This window comes from Stutzerimonas stutzeri, from assembly GCF_024448695.1.
Lineage (GTDB): Bacteria > Pseudomonadota > Gammaproteobacteria > Pseudomonadales > Pseudomonadaceae > Stutzerimonas > Stutzerimonas stutzeri_T.
On record NZ_JAMOHY010000018.1, the window covers coordinates 29,520 to 48,718 of the forward strand.

Sequence of the window (19,199 nt, forward strand, 5' to 3'; positions counted from 1 at the left end):
ACCGCAGCCTTCAGGCGTGGATTACGCTCCCGCTAACACATGACCTACGACAACCTTAACCTATCAGCTGTTCCTGTGACGTTCAGGCGCCTACGTCAGCCGCCGGTGATGAACCAGGGGTTGTAACCGATACGTTCATACTCACCCTGCTCGGCCAATAGCAGGTCGAGCGCCAGGCTCGCCAGGTCATCGGCGACCGGATCGGCACGCCCATGCAGTTCGCGCTGGGCCACTTTCAGATAGCTGTGGCACTCACCGCAGGCTTCGGCCTGCACGGGCAGAAAAGGCTTGCCCTTGTCGTCATCGAGGCTGAGGTAGATCAGTTTGGCGCTGTCGCATTCGCTGCACTTGACCCGTTCCAGATGCCACTCGGTGGCGCACAGACTGCAATGCAGATAGCGCACGCCACTGCGCTGACGTTCGCTATGGATCACGCTGGCCACCGGCAGGGAACCGCAGCAGGGGCACAGGGCACGCGCCTGCTCGTCCGGTCTCTCTGGTGGTCTGGGCAGCGACAGGGCCAGGCGCAGCCAGCTGACCTGCAGCGCCGCCGCCACCAACGGCATCAGGCCTCGTGTCTCCTCGCTCCCGGGGCGCACTTCCAGCACATCTTCGGCCAGGGCAGCACGCTGTTCGTCTGTCATCTCGCGCAGAGCCTTCAGCAAGGGACGCTGGCGCTCGCCCACATGCAGATCGAGCGCATCAAGGATGGCCAGCAGATCGGCCTGCCAGTCGATATCACGACGCAGCGCACGATGCCCCAGCGGCGGCATGCCGTGTTGTAGCGCGGCGTCGAAGGCATCCGGCGCTGGCCGCCAGGCCGGTTTGCGTTCGCTCAGTATCTGGTGCTGTGCCTGGGCCAGGCGAGCCATGAACGCCAGGAACTCGTCCAGCGCCGGCACCTGCTCGACCAGTTCGCGCAGGCGCAAGGCACGCTTACTGAACAGCTTCGCGTCTGCCAGGATGACCTCTGGCGCCTGCATGATGCCCGAGGGTGCACTTCCATAGCTGTGGTCCACTTCTGCCCCTTTCATCGATGCTCCTGTCATGGTCGGTCCTTCTGCGTTTCGCTGGTTGGCGAAGCACTTTGTGCATCGGTCTTGCGGTTGCGCATGATGTCTTCGTACCAGAGCGGGTGATGATGCCTGGCCCAGGCATGGCTGACACGTCCCTGGGTCATGGCGCGGACCGAACCCTTGACCCAGATGGCCGAGTAGATGTGGATCACCAGCGTGATGATGGCGATAAACGCTGCGTAGGCATGGATGGTCACGGCCCAGCGCAACGCCCAGACCGGCATGTCATCGGCAATCCACGGACGCCAGAGCACGATTCCAGTGATGAGCAGAACCGGCACCGTGGCAAGGAAGATCCAGTACACCAGCTTCTGCCCGGCGTTGTTCTTGCCCACCGCCGGCAATCGCTCGTCCCGGTTGGTCAGCACGTCGCGAATCTGCCGAGTCCACTGTACGTCATGGCGACGGAACAGGTTGTCGCCGAAGAAGCGCACTGCCTGGATCGCGAACAACAACGACATGAACACGCCAATGTACGGATGCACGATTCGCGTCTGCTCCGGCCCTCCGAACAGTGCCGTGAGTCCGAAGAACGCCGGGTAGAAGAACGCCAGCCCACTCAATGTCAGCAGTACGAAGCTGATGGCAACGATCCAGTGATTGACGCGGGTCCATTTGCCGTAGCGCAGGATGCCGTGGCGGACGTTGGAATGACTCATGGCCGATCCTCCTCGCGACGGTTGAACTCACGCTCCGCTGCCGTCTCGTCAATATCCGGGTCATCCTCCGGTTCCTCCTTCGGCCCCTGGGTGACGTAGTGGAAAAAGCCAGCCAGCACCGATATGCCGAGCGCCACCGACATGATCGGCTTGGTAATGCCCTTCCACAGCTCTACTGTCGGCGCGATGTGCGGGTCACGCGGCAGGCCGCTGTAGATTTCCGGCTTGTCTGCGTGTTGCAGCACATAAACCACATGAGTACCGCCGACCCCTGGCGGATCATAGATGCCGGCATTCTCATAGCCTCGCCCGTTCAGATGGGCAACGCGCATGGCGCCGTAGTCGAGCATGTCTTCCTTGGTGCCGAACATGATCGCCGAGGTCGGACAGCTCTTGACGCAGGCCGGCTCCAGGCCGTTGAACACCCGGTCGGAGCACAGCGTGCATTTGTAGGCCTTGTTGTCCTTCTTCGAGATCCGCGGAATATCGAATGGGCAGCCGGCAATGCAATAGCCACAGCCGATGCAATGCTCGGAGTTGAAATCGACGATGCCGTTGGCGTACTGCACGATGGCACCGGGCGACGGACAGGCCTTGAGGCAGCCGGGCTCGGCGCAATGCATGCAGTTGTCCTTGCGGATCAGCCACTCGAGGTTGCCCTGCTCGTTCTCGTACTCGGAAAAGCGCATGACCTCGAAGGATTCGGCGCTCAGGTCCTGGGGATTGTTGTAGGTGCCATCGCAGGTTCCGACCTCGTCACGCAGGTCATTCCACTCCGAACAGGCCACCTGGCATGCCTTGCAGCCAATGCAGACCGACACGTCGATCAGTTTGGTCACCTTGTCGACGCCACCCTGCCGCACCTGGGGTGAAGGCACCGTACTCGCCGAACGGGCGATGATGTTCTGCAGATTGATCTGGTCACCACGCATCAGGCGGTCCCTCCGATCTTCTCTACATTCACCAGAAACGACTTGAATTCCGGTGTCTGCGTATTCCCGTCACCCACGAAGGGCGTCAGGGTATTGGTGAGGTGCGCCTTCTTCGCCACGCCCTTGAACCCCCAGTGAATGGGAATACCGATCTGGTGGACGGTGCGCCCGTCGATTTCCAGTGGCACCAGACGCTTGGTCACAACGGCCACTGCGGTGATGAAGCCGCGCTTGGAGGTCACCCTGACCCGCTCGCCCGCGCTGATGCCCAATTCGCCCGCCAGCACTTCGCCTATTTCGATGAACTTCTCGGGCTGCGCGATGGCATTGAGCCGTGCGTGAGTCGTCCAGTAGTGGAAGTGCTCGGTCAGTCGGTAGGTGGTTGCCGCGTACGGAAAGTCCTTGTTGGAACCGAAGGAGTCGCGGTCCTGCTCGAACACCCGGACGATGGGGTTGTTGAACGCCAGAGGATTGTTCGGACTCATGGGGTTGCGGTCGATGGGCGACTCCATGGGCTCGTAATGCTCGGGGAAAGGCCCTTCGTTCAGCCATTCGGCGGCGAAGAAATGCCCACCGCCACTCTGGGTGATGATGAATGGCCTTACCCCCTGCGACGGCGGCGAGGTCAGCGGGAAATCCGGCACGTCGGCGCCCGTCCAGCGCTCGCCGTCCCACCAGATGAACGCCTTGTTCGGCGCCCAGGGCGTGCCGTCCGGCCGGGCCGAGGCGCGGTTGTAGAGAACGCGACGGTTCATCGGCCAGGCCCAGGCCCAACCAATGGTATTGCCGGTGCCGTAAGGGTCTGCGTTGTCGCGCCGGGCCATCATGTTGCCTTCCTCGGTCCAGGCACCCGAGTAGATCCAGCAGCCACAGGCCGTGCTGCCATCGTCGCGCAGCTCGCTGAAATCCTTCAGCAGCTCGCCCTTGCGACGGATGATCTGACCGCTGTCATCGGTCAGGTCCACCAGCGCCCGCCCGTTGTATTCCTTGGCCAGTTCCTCGGCCGTGGGATAGGTCGGCACCTTGTAATTCCAGCTCATATTGAGGATCGGATCGGGGAAGGCGCCACCCTCTTCCTGGTACATGTGCTTAAGCCTCAGCATCACCTCGCCAAGGATCTCCGTATCCGTCATGGATTCACCCGGCCCAGGGGCGGATTTGTCATGCCATTGCAGCCAGCGCGAGCTGTTGGTGATGGAGCCGTCATCCTCGGCGAAGCAGGTGGTCGGCAGGCGGAACACTTCGGTGCCGATCTGCGACGGATCCACATCGTGGTATTCGCCGAAGTTCTTCCAGAACTCGCCGGTTTCCACGGTCAGCGGGTCCATGATCACGAAGTATTTCAGCTTCGACAGGCCATCCATGACCTTCGCCTTGTTGGGGAACGCCGCCAGGATGTTGAAGCCCTGGCAGAACGCGCCGGTCATCTTGCCAAGCGTCATGTCGTTAATGGCGTAGAGGATGTCGTAGATCGGCACCGAGAGCTTCGGCAGCCAGTCGTAGCACCAGTCGTTTTCCGCCGTGGCGACATCGCCGTACCAGTCCTTCATCAGGCTGACGAAGAAGCGCTCATAGAACTTCCAATAGGACACCTCACCTTCGACCAGCGGCTGCTTGATGCGGGTGCGCAGGTAATCGGCGTAGGTCTGCAGGTTGGCCGATGGCAGATTCAGGTAGCCCGGCAGCAGGTTGGACAGCAGCCCGATATCGGTCAGCCCCTGGATGTTGGAGTGCCCGCGCAACGCATTCACGCCCCCACCCGGCATGCCCATGTTGCCCAGCAACAACTGCACCATGGCGCCACAGCGAATGATTTGTGAACCGATGGAATGCTGGGTCCAACCCAGGGCATAGAGGATGGTCAGGGTTTTATCGGGTGCGGACGTCTGGGCGATCAGCTCCCAGAGCTGGACGACCGTATCCCCCGGTATGCCGCAGACATTCTCGACCTGCTCCACCGTGTAGCGACTGTAATGCTGGCGCATCAGCTGGAACACGCAGCGAGGGTGTTGGAGACTTGGATCACGACGAGCGAAGCCGCGCTCATCCATGTCGAAGTTCCAGGTTTGGCGGTCGTAGGTCTTGCTGGCCGGGTCATAGCCGCTGAACAGACCTTCCTCGAAGCCGAAGCCCTCGGCCACGATCAGGCTGGCGTCGGTGTATTCGCGTACGTATTCGTGGGCGTAGCGGTCATTTTCGATCAGGTAGTTGATCAACCCGCCGAGAAAAACAATATCCGTACCGGTACGAATCCAGGCGTGATAATCCGCCACCGCAGTGGTGCGGTTGAAGCGCGGGTCGATGGAAATCAGGATCGCGTTATTGCGTTCCTTGGCCCGCATGACCCAACGGAAGCCAACCGGATGTGCCTCAGCCGAATTGCCGCCCATGGACAGGATGACATCGGCATTGGCGATGTCCGCCCAGTGATTCGTCATGGCACCGCGACCAAATGTTGGGGCAAGACCTGCCACCGTTGGTCCGTGTCAAACGCGCGCCTGGTTGTCGAGCTGCAGAATGCCCAACGCGCGGGTAATCTTCTGTGTGAGATAAGCCGTTTCGTTGGTGCAGGCCGATGCCGCGACCATGGATGTGGTCAGCCAGCGGTTGACCAGCCGCCCCTCCTCGTCATGGGTCTCGAAATTCTTGTCGCGGTCGTCTTTCATGTGACGGGCGATACGGGTGAACGCCTCATCCCAACTGATGCGTTTCCATTCGTTGGTGAACGGCTCGCGAACCTCGGGGTATTTGACCCGCGATTCGCTCTTGATGAAATCCAGCACACCGGCACCGCGCGGGCATAGCGAGCCGCGACTGACCGGATGATCCGGATCGCCCTCGACGTGGAAGATTTCATCAACGACGTTGATCGACTGGTCGCCGCGCGAATAGAGCAACATGCCGCAACCCACCGAGCAGTAGGTGCAGATATTGCGCGTCATGCGGGCGGCGCTGAGTTTGAAATGGCGGATGGAAGCGACCGCTTCATCCGGGGCAAAACCCATCATGGCCATGCTCGACGCACCGACACCGGCGGCACCGAACTTGAGAAACTGGCGACGGGATACTCTCACGGTCATGGGTATCTCCTTGTAGTTATTACTGATCCAGTGGACTGCCTGGCTTGGCTCGGGGTTCCGCTCCTGCGCTACCGTCCCTGACAGGTCGCCCAGGGGAGCGACTTCACCTGTCGGTATTGAGCGTAGATCAGCAAACACTGTCGGCAGATCTGCGAGACAGCCGGTACCGCGTTCAGCCGTTGACCACCGTGCCACCGTTCACATGGATCACCTGGCCACTGACGTATGAAGAATCACTGCTGGCCAGGTAGACATAAGCCGGTGCGACTTCATCCGGCTGGCCGGGGCGTTTGAACGGCACGTTGGAACCGAATTCAGCGACCTTGTCCGCATCGAATGTGGACGGGATCAGCGGTGTCCAGATCGGGCCTGGCGCCACGCCGTTCACGCGGATACCGCGCTCGGCCAGATGCATCGCCAGCGCACGGGTGAAACCGACAATGGCGCCCTTGGTCGATGAATAATCGATCAGCATCGGATTGCCCTTGTAGGCGGTCACCGAGGTGGTGTTGATGATCGAAGCACCCTTTTCCAGATGCGGCAGTACCGCCTGGGTCATCTGAAACATGCCGAAGACATTGGTGCGGAAGGTCTTTTCCCACTGTGCCTGGGTGACATCCTCGAAACGCTCCTGCGGATGCTGCTCAGCGGCATTGTTGACCAGAATGTCGAGCCGGCCGAATTTGGCCAGCATCTCCCCGACCAGCTTGTGACAGACACCCTCATCCGCCACGTCACCAGCAAAGGTGAGGCACTGGCGGCCATGCTCCTCGACCACGCGACGGGTTTCATCGGCGTCCTGGTGCTGGTCCAGATAGAGAATCGCGACATCAGCGCCTTCACGGGCGAACAGCACCGCCACCGAACGACCGATCCCGCTGTCACCGCCGGTGATGATGGCTACCTTGCCCTGCAGCTTGCCGGCGGCCTTGTAGTCCTCGCCGCGAAATTCGGGGCGCGGGGTCATCTCACTTTCTTTGCCGGGTTCGGGTTGTTCCTGCGGCGGCTGCGTCTGGGTTGTCTCGGTCATGCCGGAGCCTCCATCAAGCGATCAACTGTCTATGGAGGACTGGGGTGACAAGAGGAAAGTTTCGACGGCGCGATAAGAGGCTCTGGCCCGCAACCGGCACAATCGTGAGCTTGTCGCCATTCTGGCGTCAGAAAGTATGACAGGCTCCCGTTTTTACCAGGCTGGCCATGGCCAGCCAGCGTTCGCCTTTTGCAGCGGGTGGGGTTGAACGCCCAAACGCGACCGTTAGCGGGACGCACCGTCAAACCATCAGATAATGAAGAGCCACTCAATGATCAAGCCGCTCATCACCTTTGTCGGGCTGATATTGGCGCTGACCGCCGTGCCGGGTCAGGCCGAGCCCATCGTCATCAAATTCTCTCATGTCGTCGCCGAAGACACCCCCAAGGGCAAGGGCGCCCTGCTTTTCAAGCGTCTGGTTGAAGAGCGTTTGCCGGGCCAGGTAAGCGTCGAGGTCTATCCCGGCTCCACGCTCTATGGCGATGCCAACGAACTGGAAGCCCTGAGCAACAACGACGTTCAGCTGCTGGCGCCTTCGCTGGCCAAGTTCGAGCGTTATAGCAAGCAGTTGCAGGTATTCGACCTGCCGTTTCTGTTCGATGATCTGGAGGCCGTCAATCGCTTTCAGAAACGCTCCAAGGGACGCCAGCTGCTGCGCTCGATGGAAAAGGCAAACATTACCGGCCTGGCCTACTGGCACAACGGCATGAAGCAGTTGTCCGCGACCAAACCGATGTATTTGCCGAGCGATGCCTCGGGGCTGAGCTTTCGCATCCAGCCGTCGGCTGTACTGGAGTCCCAGTTCACGCAGGTAGGTGCATCAACCAGAAAAATCGCATTCGGCGAGGTGTTCAGCGCACTGCAGAGCGGCACCGTTCAGGGCGCGGAAAATCCCTGGTCGAATATCTACAGCCAGAAGATGCACAGCGTGCAGCCCTATATCACCGAAACCAACCACGGTGTGCTCGACTACATGCTGGTGAGCAACACGCGCTTCTGGTTCAGCATTCCCCATCAGATTCGTACCGAGCTGGAAGGCATCATCGATGAAGTGACCTACGAGGTGAACCGCGCAGCCGAAGAAGCAAACCAGACCGACCGCGCACGCATTCTCAAGGCAGGCACATCGGAAATCATCGAGCTGAACCCGGAACAACGCGAAGCCTGGCGCGAGGCAATGCGTCCGGTCTGGCAGCAATTCGAGTCAGTCATCGGCGAAGACATCATCAAGGCCGCGCAAGCCGTCAATCGCAAACAGCGTAATTGAGCGTAGAGAAAAGCCGCAAAGCTTGTTGGGCCGAATTCATTCGGCCAGGGATTCGTAAAAGGCCGAACAAGTTCGGCCCTAAGTCCTAAGCGAAACCCGCTCTACGGCCCAGGCCGCAGGATCACCACGCCCAGCGGCGGAACGGTCAGTGACAGGGACAGCAACTGCCCGTGGTGCTCGACCTGTTCAGCCAGAATCCCCCCTCCATTACCGCTGTTGGAGCCGCCGTAGCAGGCGGCATCGCTGTTGAGGATTTCCACCCAGCGCCCCTCCACCGGCACGCCGATACGGTAGTTCTCGCGCACCACCGGCGTGAAGTTGGCTACCACCAGCAACGGATGACCACTGGAACTCTTGCGCAGCCAGGCGAAGGTGCTGTTGCTGCGATCATCTCCGATCAGCCACTGGAAACCGGCAGGGTCGCTGTCGAGTTCGTGCAGTGCCGGCTCCTCGCGATACACGCGATTGAGATCGCGCACCAGATCATGCACACCCTTGTGGTCAGCCTCGTTCAGCAAGTGCCAATCGAGCTCGCGGTCGTGGTGCCACTCGCGCCACTGAGCGAACTCGGAGCCCATGAACAGCAATTTCTTGCCCGGATGCGTCCACATGAACGAGAGATAGGCTCGCAGGTTGGCAAATTTCTGCCAGCGGTCACCAGGCATCTTGCCGATCAGCGAGCCTTTGCCATGCACCACCTCGTCGTGGGAGATCGGCAGCACAAAATGCTCCGAATAGGCGTAGACCATGCTGAAGGTCATCTGGTCGTGATGATAGGCGCGATGGATCGGATCTTCCTGGATGTACTTGAGACTGTCGTGCATCCAGCCCATGTTCCACTTGTAAGCGAAGCCCAGCCCACCCTCAGAGACCGGCTTGCTGACGCCTGGAAACGCCGTGGACTCTTCAGCGATGACCAGCGCACCCTGCGCTTCGTGCGCGACCACCTCGTTCAGGTGCTGCAGAAACTCGATCGCTTCCAGGTTTTCCCGCCCGCCGTGGCGGTTGGGAATCCACTCGCCTTCCTGCCGGGAATAGTCGCGATAAAGCATTGAAGCCACAGCATCCACGCGCAGGCCATCGACATGGAACTCCCGCAACCAGTGCAGGGCTGACGCCAGCATGAAGCCATGCACCTCGGTGCGGCCAAGGTTGTAGATGTAGGTATCCCAATCCTGATGAAAGCCCTCAAAGGGATGCGCATATTCATAAAGCGCGGTGCCGTCGAACTCGCCCAGACCATGAGCGTCGGTTGGAAAATGTGCCGGCACCCAGTCGAGAATCACGCCGACGCCGGCAGCGTGACAGGCATCGACGAAGGCGGCGAAGTCATGCGGCGATCCGTAGCGCGCGCTTGGAGCGAACTGCGAGAGCAGCTGGTAGCCCCATGAGCCCCCGAAGGGATGTTCCATGATGGGCATCAGCTCAATATGGGTAAAACCCATGTCAACCACATAGGGGATCAGCCGCTCCGCCAGTTCGTGCCAGTTATACGTGCGCCCCCCATCACCCCCTTCACACTGCCACGACCCGGCATGCACCTCGTAGATCGACATCGGTGCGCTGATGGACTGGCGCGCCACTCGATCCTGTAACCAGAATTCATCCTTCCATTCGTAATCCAGCGGCCGGGCAATGATCGAAGCAGTTCCGGGCGGGTGCTCGGTCGCCAATGCCATGGGATCTGCCTTCAGCGGCAGAATGCCGTGTGGCCCGAGAATTTCGTACTTGTATGCCTCCCCCGGTTGCACCCGGGGAATGAATATTTCCCAAACGCCTGCCGGAAAACGCAATCGCATCGGGTGCCGCCGTCCATCCCAGTTATTGAAACTACCCACCACCGAAACACGTCTGGCATTGGGCGCCCAAACGGCAAAACGCACGCCCTGTACGCCGTCAACCTCCGTAGGCTGCGCGCCAAACACGCGGGCCAGTTCGCGGTGGTTGCCTTCGGCGAACAGATACAGGTCCATCTCGCCCAGCTGCGGCCCGAAACTGTAAGGGTCTTCGGTAATCTGCTCCCCGCCGGCCCAGCGAATGCTCAACAGATAGGGCTGCGGATGCGCCAGCCGCGTGAAGAACAGGCCTGGGGCCTGCCCCTGCTCCATCGAGGCCAGCGTGCCGCCACTGGAGCGCTCCAGCACCTCCACACCCAGTGCATTGGGCACAAAGGCGCGAATCATCAGCCCATCGCCATCGGGATGGGGGCCGAGAATCGAGAACGGATCACCATGTTCGGCACGCACCAGCGCCTCGACATCCACGTCGCTGGGTAAAAGATGTTCGCCGTGCAAGGTCACCGCAGGCCGATCATTCATTGAAACCTCCGCTGGATAACTGTTGCGCCATCTCACACAGGCCCCGCAGGGGGACCGGGAGCCAGGCGGGTCGATTCTCTGCTTCGTAGAGGATTTCGTAGGCGGTTTTCTCGAAGCTGAACAGCGCCAGCGCAGCCTCGGCACCCTCGGCGTCACGCCAGGTGTGGGGTACTTCGGCGGCAGCCTGCCTGTAGGCTTCCATAAAAGTTGAACGCGCACTGTGCCGATAGTTTTCGGCAATACGATGACGAGCATCTTCGGCTTCGGTGGAGGTGTCGCTGCCCTGCGCGTTTCGCCGGATCATGAACGCAGCGTATTCAAAGGAGCGCAGCACGCCGGCCACATCCTTGAGCGGTGAAATCTTGGCGCGACGCTCCTCCAGCGACCGCACTGGCTCACCTTCAAAATCGATGAAATAGGCATCGCCCTGCGCCACCAGCACCTGCCCCAGATGCAGGTCACCATGCACCCGTGTGCGCAGCCCTCCGATGACACTGTTCGCCAGCCGGCCCACTTCATCCAGCAACCGGTCGCGCAGGCCAAGCAGCCGATCCACGTCGGCTGCCGCTTTTTTGTTCAGGTCGTCACGGTGTGACGCCAGCACCTCGAGCGCATGTTCGATCTGCCCGCGAATACTTGCCGCCCATTTCTCACTGTCCGCCTGCGTGGTGGTTTCGTAGGCGAAATCCGGGTTGTCCGTTTCCGCAGACAGGCTCAGGTGCAGCTCGCCAAGGCGCTGACCCAGCAGGCGGTTGAAATTTTCCAGTTCCTCCAGCGCGCTGTACGGGTTCTCCGCCAGCGACACACCACCCGCCAGCTCGTCACGTACGGCGAGGTCGAGCCTGTTCAGCGTCCATTCCCAGGCATCGCCCTGGTTGTCCAGATAGCGTTGCACCACCATCAGCGCATGCTGCTCGCCCTTTTTGTTGACGCGACTGACCTGGCCAAGCATGGCCGAAATATGGGTGAAACCCTGTTCGGTCAGAAAGCGCCCCATTTCCAGTTCCGGATGCACGCCAGGCGTCACGCGGCGCAGCATCTTGATCATCACCTGGTCGCCGATGATCACCGAGCTGTTGGATTGCTCAGCCGAGGAATAACGCACCTCGGCACCTTCAAGCAGCTCGATTTCAGCCAATTGCGGCAACGGCTCGAAACGTATCTCGCCTTCACCACAGCTCAGCACCTGTTCGTCTCGCAGGCCCTGGATGACACCCAACACAAACTGCTCCAGTGCGAAGGCATCTGTCAGCAACCCTACCTGCGGGCCGCGCCGTACCCGTGCGATAGCCAGTTGCTGAGGCAGCGCCGTGCCGAAATCGGCTTCGGCGAGAAAACCAAGCGGTAGCTGGTAGAGATCGGTATGTCCGGCGGACTCGACCGCGACCTCGCTGATCAGTACGGGCCGTTGCGGATCACCGAATGGCACGCTGTAGCAGATCTTGATCGAATCGATTGGTGCCGCCTTGCTCGCGAACCAGCGCCGTTTCGGCAGGTAGGCTGGCAGTGAGTCATGCTCCAGGGTGCGTTTGCAGGCGCTGTCCAGCGTGTCGAGACGCTTGAATACCAGCGTCTGGAAATCCGGCATGACCTCCACCGGTTCCTGGTGCCAGCTCGGCATCTGGTGCGTCGGCGCAAGCTGGAACCAGTAGAACCCGTAGGGTGGCAACGTCAGCAGATAAGGCAGCTGGCCGATGGGCGGGAACGCGCTGCCACCGACCATCTCCACCGGCACCATACCGGCGTAATGCGAAAGCTCCAGCTCGGCCGCCTGGGCAGAACGGGACACATTAGCTACGCAGAAGATGACTTCGGTTTCACCATTGAGGCCGGTGAACTCGCGCAAATAGGCCAGAATTCTCCGGTTGCTGGGCGCCAGCATCTTCAAGGTGCCACGCCCGAATGCCTTGAATTGCTTGCGTATCGCGAGCAGGCGCCGGGTCCAGTTGAGCAACGAGTGAGGATCGCGCTGCTGCGCCTCGACGTTGACCGCCTGATAGCCGTACAGCGGATCCATGATTGGCGGCAGGACCAGAGTGGGCGGATCGGCTCGGGAAAACCCTCCGTTGCGATCCGGCGACCACTGCATGGGCGTGCGCACGCCGTCGCGATCCCCCAGAAAGATGTTGTCGCCCATGCCGATCTCGTCACCGTAGTAGATCACCGGGGTACCCGGCATCGACAGCAGCAGGCTGTTGAGCAGCTCGATGCGCCGGCGGTCACGCTCCAGCAGTGGCGCAAGACGACGGCGGATGCCCAGATTGATACGGGCACGCTTGTCGGACGCGTAATAGTTCCAGAGGTAGTCGCGCTCCTTGTCGGTCACCATTTCCAGCGTCAGTTCGTCGTGGTTGCGCAGGAAAATTGCCCATTGGCAATTGGCGGGAATATCCGGTGTCTGGCGCAGAATATCGGTGATCGGGAAACGGTCTTCCTGGGCCAGCGCCATGTACATGCGCGGCATCAGCGGGAAGTGGAACGCCATGTGGCACTCGTCGCCCGGCCCGCCGTCTTCGCCGCCGAAATAGAGCTGGGTGTCTTCCGGCCATTGGTTGGCTTCGGCCAGCAGCATACGGTCGGGATAGTTGGCGTCGATTTCGGCACGAATCTGCTTGAGCACCACATGGGTCTCGGGGAGGTTCTCGTTGTTGGTGCCGTCGCGCTCGACGAGATAGGGAATGGCGTCCAGGCGCACCCCGTCGATGCCCATGTCCAGCCAGTAGCGCATGACGCTGAGCACGGCCTTCATGACCTGTGGGTTGTCGAAATTAAGGTCCGGCTGGTGCGAGTAGAAACGGTGCCAGAAGTACTGTTTGGCCACCGGGTCCCAGGTCCAGTTGGACGTCTCGGTATCGAGGAAGATGATCCGCGTGCCCTGGTACTTGTCATCCGTATCCGACCAGACGTAGAAGTTGCGCGCTGCCGAGCCCTTCTTCGCCTTGCGCGCCCGCTGGAACCAGGGATGCTGGTCGGAAGTGTGGTTGATAACCAGCTCGGTGATCACCCGCAGGCCGCGCTTGTGCGCTTCGGCAATGAAGCGCTTGGCATCCGCCATGTTGCCGTAATCAGGATGCACACCACGGTACTCGGCAATATCGTAACCGTCGTCACGCCGCGGCGAGGGGTAGAACGGCAGCAGCCAGATGGTGTTCACACCCAAGTCGGCGATGTAGTCGAGCTTCTCGATCAGGCCAGGGAAATCACCCACGCCATCGTTGTTGGAATCGAAGAAGGATTTCAGGTGAACCTGATAGATCACCGCGTCCTTGTACCAGAGTGGATCTTTGATGAAGGCGGCGGGTTTGCGCGCTTTAGCCATGTTTCTTATTTCCTTTCAAGGCTCAGGCGACCGGCAGTCGGCTGCACCGAGGCGAATATCAGTCCTATAAAAAGGATTAGTTTTCTATATCAAACTATTGATATATATGAACTTTAAATCCCTATACTAGAATTCACTTTAAGTCCGGATCAGGTGTTTGCGCAGTGAATCGCCAGATACCAAACGGCAGATTCCAAGGCTCGATGCGCATCCACTGGGTCTTGCCATACCAGGTCCAGCGATGGCCATTCATAAGGTCTTCGCCCTGGGTGTGGGCGTCGTCAGGCAGACCGAACTCCCAGAGCGGCAGTTCGAAATGGGCTTCCTGGGCGTTGTGCGGATCAAGGCTCACGGCTATCAGCACGAAGTTCGAGAGATCAGCCGTGCGCTTGCCGAAGTAGAGAATGTTGTCGTTCAAGGCCAGGTAAGGCTTGAAGCCTAGATGGGTTTGCAGTGCCGGGTTCTGCCGACGAATGCGGTTGAGCTGGGCAATCTCGGCGATGATGTTGCCCGGCGCTTGATAATCCCGCGGGCGGATCTGGTACTTCTCCGAGTCAAGGTATTCCTCCTTGCCCGGAATGGCGGCGGCTTCGCATAGCTCGAAGCCCGAATACATGCCCCAGAGGCCCGAGCCCATGGTGGCCAGCGCAGCGCGAATGAGAAAACCGGCACGACCGGATTCCTGCAGAAAGAAAGGGTTGATGTCCGGCGTATTGACGAAGAAGTTCGGTCGATAGCAATCGCGCAGCGGATGTTCGTTCAGCTCGGTCAGGTAGTCACTGAGCTCGGCCTTGCCGTTGCGCCAGGTGAAATAGGTGTAGCTCTGGTTGAATCCGACCTTGCCCAGACGCGCCATCATCGCCGGCCGGGTAAAGGCTTCAGAGAGGAACATCACATCGGGGTCGCGCTCGCGTATATCGGCGATCAGCCACTCCCAGAACGGCAGTGGTTTGGTATGCGGGTTATCGACGCGAAAGATCTTCACGCCCTGCTCTACCCAGTGCCAGACCACGTCGCGCAATGCCAGCCACAGACCGGGCATGGCGTCTTCGGCGTAAAAGTCGACATTGACGATGTCCTGGTATTTCTTCGGCGGATTTTCCGCATAGCGGATGGTTCCGTCCGGTCGCCAGGAGAACCAGCCGGGATGTTCCTTCAGCCAGGGATGATCCTGGGAACACTGGATGGCAAAGTCGAGGGCGATTTCCAGGCCGTGCTCGGCGGCAGCAGCGACCAGCTCGCGGAAGTCCTCAAGCGTTCCCAGCTGCGGATGAATGGCATCGTGACCACCCTCTTCGCTGCCGATTGCATAGGGACTGCCGGGATCGTTCGGCCCGGCCTGCAGGCTGTTGTTCGGCCCCTTCCGATGCGCGCGACCAATGGGATGGATCGGCGGGAAATAGAGCACATCGAAGCCCATATCGCGGATCATCGGCAGGCGCTTGTGTACATCTCGAAAAGTGCCGTGTCGGTTCGGATCGTCGGTTTCCGAACGGGGAAACAGCTCGTACCAACTGGCGAACTGCGCCAGTGGCCGCTCGACTTCAAGCGAATAGATGGGACTGGCACTGCAATGCTCACGAGGATCAGCCGCAGCCATTGCCGTGGCCGTTTCCGCCGCCAGCAGCACGGAAACGCGCTCGTCATCCAGGTGCGAGCTGTCGAGACGATGCAACAAATCCTCCAGCATGGCGCGAGTTTCGCCCTGCGCACGTTGCGCGGCGCGTTCGATCAGCAGGCGCCCTTCGGTCAGCTCCAGCGAAACCGTAATGCCCGCGGCATGCTTCTTGGACAATTCATAGCGGTAGGTTTCATAGAGGTCCCACCAGGCTTCGATACGGAATTCATGGGTGGCGACCTGGGTGGCGGTGAACTGGCCTTGCCAGATATCCAGTCCGGCATCTATCCGCTTCAGCGGTGCATGCCGCCAGCCCTCCTCACCCTTGAGCCGCCAGCCAACCGCAGCAGCGAGCTGATCGTGGCCGTCGGCAAACACCCGGCAGCTGACCACAACCGGCTGCCCGATGCTTGCCTTGGCCGCAAAGCGCCCATCATCCAGCACAGGTTGTATGGCATCGATGGCAATGCGCGGCGTCCGCAAAGCCTGCTCGACTCGGGAATCCATGGGGGTATTAGAGGGTGCTTCGGTCATCGAACGGGCTCCTGACGCGTCAACGCTGCGATACGGCAGACCCGTCCGCTTCAGGAACCATTATCAAGCGGGCCGGATATACCGAGGAAAACCCACTGGGAGGGGTTTCACGAACTCAGTTCTTCCGAACCAGAAGAGCCCGTAAAAGTTCAGCAAAAACCTTACTTACAACAGCAACGCGCGTGCATACAGATGACACCGGCGGACATGAGCTCCATGTGAGATAGCCGTCCGCCCCTGCGAAAGCGTAGATGGCCCCCTTACTGGGGCTCTCGCGGCAGCCCGTGTCACTCGTCCTCATTCACCCGGTCGCGCAACTCTTTGCCAGGTTTGAAGTGCGGCACGTATTTGCCGTCGAGTGGGACGGACTGGCCGGTCTTGGGATTGCGACCGACGCGGGGCGCGCGGTAATGGAGCGAGAAGCTGCCGAAGCCGCGAATTTCAATGCGATCACCCGTAGCCAATGCCTGAGCCATTTGCTCAAGCATGGTCTTGATTGCCAGTTCCACATCCTTGGACGAAAGCAGCCCTTGCTGGGTGACGATTCGCTCGATCAACTCCGACTTGGTCATGGTTTTCCCTTCGTTTTCAAGCGGCTAGATCATTTGTGTTGCGGCCGTTTGTAGCATGTTGTTCAGAGTTTGAACAGCCCGTGAGGTTTTCCTGTCACCCGACGCGGGAGAAGGCACGCACCGGGATGACTATTACGTCTCACGCCCGCTCTACCAGCGCCCTGGCTTCTTCCTGAATGCGCTTGAGGTGCGATTCACCTTCGAAGCTTTCGGCGTAGATCTTGTAGACGTCTTCGGTGCCGGACGGCCTCGCGGCGAACCAGCCGGTATCCGTCACGACCTTGAGCCCACCAATGGCTGCACCGTTGCCGGGTGCTTCGGTCAGTATCTGGGTAATGGGTCGGCCAGCCAGTTCGTCCGCCGTGACCTGGGAGGCGGACAGCTTGGCAAGCCTGGCCTTCTGCTCACGGTCTGCAGGAGCGTCGATGCGCTGGTAGACAGGCGCCCCGAACCGCTCGGTCAGTGCCTGGTAGCGTTCGCCTGGGTCCTTGCCAGTGACAGCGGTCATCTCCGCAGCCAGCAGCCCGAGGATGATCCCGTCCTTGTCGGTCGACCAGGCGCCACCGGCCTTGCGCAGGAACGAAGCGCCCGCCGACTCTTCACCGCCAAAGCCCAGACTGCCATCCAGAAGGCCGGTAACGAACCACTTGAAGCCCACCGGCACCTCGATAACCTTGCGCCCAATGCCGTGGGCCACACGGTCAATCATCGAAGAGGACACCAGGGTCTTGCCAATGCCAGCATCCGCGCTCCATTCGGGGCGATGGGTAAAGAGATATTCGATGGCCACGGCCAGATAGTGGTTGGGGTTCAGCAGCCCGGCAGAGCGTGTGACGATGCCGTGGCGGTCATGATCGGTATCACAGGCGAAGGCCACGTCGAAGCGGTCCCTGCTTTCAATCAGCCCGGCCATGGCGTGGGGTGAGCTGCAATCCATGCGGATCTTGCCGTCCCAGTCCAGGCGCATGAAGCGGAAGGTCGGATCGACCACCGTGGACAGCACTTCCAGCGGCAAGCCATAGCGTTCGGCGATTCGCGCCCAGTAATGCACGCCGGCGCCGCCAAGCGGATCGACCGCGAACTTCAGGCCCGAACCACGAATGGCGTCCAGGTCGATCACCTGCCCAAGCCCACCAACATAGCTGTCGATGAAATCGAAACGCCGGGTCGTCGACGCCTTCACGGCACGGGCATGGTCCATACGCTCGACGCCTCGCAGCCCGGCCTCCAGCAAGGCATTGGCTCGGTCCTGAATCCACTTGGTGACATCCGTATCAGCCGGCCCGCCATTGGCGGGGTTGTATTTGAAGCCGCCATCGGCGGGGGGATTGTGCGAGGGCGTGATGACGATGCCATCGGCCAGGCCGCCGCTACGGCCCTGGTTGTACTGCAGAATGGCGTGGGAGATTGCCGGCGTCGGGGTATAGCCGGGGGCGCCGCCGGTTTCGCTACAACCAGCATCAATGCGCGTCTCGATGCCATTGGCCGCCAGCACTTCCAGGGCCGATACGAACGCCGGTTCGGACAGCGCATGGGTATCCATGCCGACGAACAGCGGTCCGTCGATGCCCTGCTCCCGGCGGTAATCGCAGATGGCCTGGGTGACCGCCAGGATATGCCATTCGTTGAAGCTGTTCTTGAGCGAAGAACCACGGTGCCCAGAGGTGCCGAAGGCAACCTGCTGCGCCGGATCGGAGGGATCAGGCCGCTCGCTGTAGTAACGCGAGACCAGGCGCGGGATGTGGGTCAGCGAGTGTTCGTCTGGCAGGCGTCCTGCGTTGGGATCGATGCTCATGGGTCATTCCCTGGGAAGATGGAAGTCATAAATCGCCCCAGATTAACGGTCAGGGGCGGTCGACTCCATACGACCGCAGTCGAGCGAATTCATTTCCCCTGCTCAGTCGGCCTGATACAACCCCGGAAGTTCGTAGCGCAAGCCGTAGCCGGCATAGATGCGCTCCAGGCTGCCATCGCCGATCAGCCCTTCCAGCACGGCTTCGATGGCATACGCCAGCTGGCGATTGGACTCGTGCACGGCCATGCCCAGGTCCCAGACCTGCTTGCCCATGTTGGGGTAAGCATTTTCGGCCAGCTGCAAATTGCTGTCGTTAGCCTGTTTCAGCAGCCAGTCGATCTCGCCGCGCATGCCCATGGTCGCATCCACTTCGCCAGCCAGCATCGCTGCAAAGGCCGCCTGGGTGCTCGGATAGTGATGCAGCATCTTCCTGATATTGCCGTTGAGCACCGAAGACAGATAGAACGAAGGCACGCTTTCCACCTCAACCCCGACCGGGTGGTACTGGAACACCGCCACACTGGACACTTCCTCCAGGCGGCGCTGATCGAATGCCGACTGCCAGCGCTCGCGCTGATAAGGGCCGAACATCACCACCAGCTCGTTGATCAACTCGCCCAGTTCGTTCTGCTTGTAGGAGAATTCGCGGTCGTAGGGCACACGCAACATGACATCGGCCACTACACCGGGGCGCAGGTAGTGTCCGCGCCAGATGAAGTTGCGCAAATCATCGTCCAGCGTTTCATCCGGCGAGATCCACAGCAGCTCGACCTTCAGGCCCAGGCCGCTGGCCAGTTGCCGGGCAAGCTCGACATCAACCCCGCGCGCCTCGCCATCGACCATGAAGCTGTACGGCGGAAAGTGCTCGTACAGCGCGACCTTGAGTACACCGGAGTCGATGATGTCGTCGAACTCGCGCACCTTCGCCACATGTGGCACCTGTGCCTGTACCAGGGCGCAAAACGCCAACAGACAAAGGCCCACAAGCCACCGGCGCAT

General features: G+C 60.5%; 13 protein-coding genes. 2 read left to right on the top strand and 11 right to left on the bottom strand.

The genetic code is table 11. The annotated features are described in order from the left end of the window. Positions 1-95: 95 nt before the first annotated feature. The 4 genes from fdhE to fdnG are packed head-to-tail and all read right to left on the bottom strand — an operon-like array spanning position 96 to position 5,681. Entirely contained in the window at positions 96-1,034 is a 939-nt protein-coding gene (gene fdhE, locus NAV32_RS13225; protein WP_256053261.1) for a formate dehydrogenase accessory protein FdhE, read from the bottom strand. 11 nt (positions 1,035-1,045) lie between these two features. Beyond that, a complete protein-coding gene (locus NAV32_RS13230) occupies positions 1,046-1,735 on the bottom strand; it encodes a formate dehydrogenase subunit gamma (protein WP_256053262.1) in 690 nt (229 codons plus the stop codon). Beyond that, a complete protein-coding gene (gene fdxH / locus NAV32_RS13235; protein WP_256053263.1) occupies positions 1,732-2,667 on the bottom strand; it encodes a formate dehydrogenase subunit beta in 936 nt (311 codons plus the stop codon). The genes NAV32_RS13230 and fdxH overlap by 4 nt, the downstream gene beginning before the upstream one ends. Next, positions 2,667-5,681, bottom strand: a complete 3,015-nt coding sequence (fdnG, locus tag NAV32_RS13240) for a formate dehydrogenase-N subunit alpha (protein ID WP_423836433.1) — start codon at positions 5,679-5,681, stop codon at positions 2,667-2,669. The genes fdxH and fdnG overlap by 1 nt, the downstream gene beginning before the upstream one ends. Here fdnG and NAV32_RS17685 point away from each other — a divergent pair. Beyond that, positions 5,598-5,828: an H-X9-DG-CTERM domain-containing protein gene (locus NAV32_RS17685; RefSeq protein WP_423836434.1), complete on the top strand. Its 231-nt coding sequence runs from the start codon at positions 5,598-5,600 to the stop codon at positions 5,826-5,828. The two genes, fdnG and NAV32_RS17685, sit on opposite strands and share 84 nt — an antisense overlap. A gap of 91 nt (positions 5,829-5,919) precedes the next feature. Here the strand turns inward: NAV32_RS17685 and NAV32_RS13245 are convergent, their stop codons facing one another. After that, positions 5,920-6,777, bottom strand: coding sequence for an SDR family oxidoreductase (locus NAV32_RS13245; RefSeq protein WP_256053264.1), 858 nt, complete (start codon positions 6,775-6,777; stop codon positions 5,920-5,922). A gap of 274 nt (positions 6,778-7,051) precedes the next feature. On the opposite strand from NAV32_RS13245, the gene NAV32_RS13250 reads away from it, so the two are divergent. Continuing rightward, positions 7,052-8,044 carry a TRAP transporter substrate-binding protein gene (locus NAV32_RS13250; protein ID WP_256053287.1) on the top strand — a complete coding sequence of 331 codons (993 nt, stop codon included), beginning with the start codon at positions 7,052-7,054 and terminating at the stop codon, positions 8,042-8,044. A gap of 101 nt (positions 8,045-8,145) precedes the next feature. Here NAV32_RS13250 and glgB read toward each other — a convergent pair whose 3' ends face one another. The 6 genes from glgB to NAV32_RS13280 all read right to left on the bottom strand — a co-directional run bounded on the left by glgB (position 8,146) and on the right by NAV32_RS13280 (position 19,199). Then, a complete protein-coding gene (gene glgB, locus NAV32_RS13255; RefSeq protein WP_256053265.1) occupies positions 8,146-10,362 on the bottom strand; it encodes a 1,4-alpha-glucan branching protein GlgB in 2,217 nt (738 codons plus the stop codon). After that, on the bottom strand, positions 10,355-13,681 hold the full coding sequence (treS, locus tag NAV32_RS13260) for a maltose alpha-D-glucosyltransferase (protein WP_256053266.1): 3,327 nt from the start codon (positions 13,679-13,681) through the stop codon (positions 10,355-10,357). Before treS ends, glgB begins: the two co-directional genes overlap by 8 nt. Positions 13,682-13,814: 133 nt before the next feature. Next, on the bottom strand, positions 13,815-15,833 hold the full coding sequence (locus tag NAV32_RS13265) for an alpha-1,4-glucan--maltose-1-phosphate maltosyltransferase (RefSeq protein WP_256053267.1): 2,019 nt from the start codon (positions 15,831-15,833) through the stop codon (positions 13,815-13,817). Positions 15,834-16,120: 287 nt separating this feature from the next. Further along, positions 16,121-16,405 (bottom strand): integration host factor subunit beta, encoded by a 285-nt coding sequence (gene ihfB / locus NAV32_RS13270; RefSeq protein ID WP_181086929.1) that lies wholly within the window; start codon positions 16,403-16,405, stop codon positions 16,121-16,123. Between the two features lie 139 nt (positions 16,406-16,544). Then, a complete protein-coding gene (gene pgm, locus NAV32_RS13275; RefSeq protein WP_256053268.1) occupies positions 16,545-18,200 on the bottom strand; it encodes a phosphoglucomutase (alpha-D-glucose-1,6-bisphosphate-dependent) in 1,656 nt (551 codons plus the stop codon). Positions 18,201-18,302: 102 nt separating this feature from the next. Next, positions 18,303-19,199 carry a substrate-binding periplasmic protein gene (locus tag NAV32_RS13280; protein WP_256053269.1) on the bottom strand — a complete coding sequence of 299 codons (897 nt, stop codon included), beginning with the start codon at positions 19,197-19,199 and terminating at the stop codon, positions 18,303-18,305.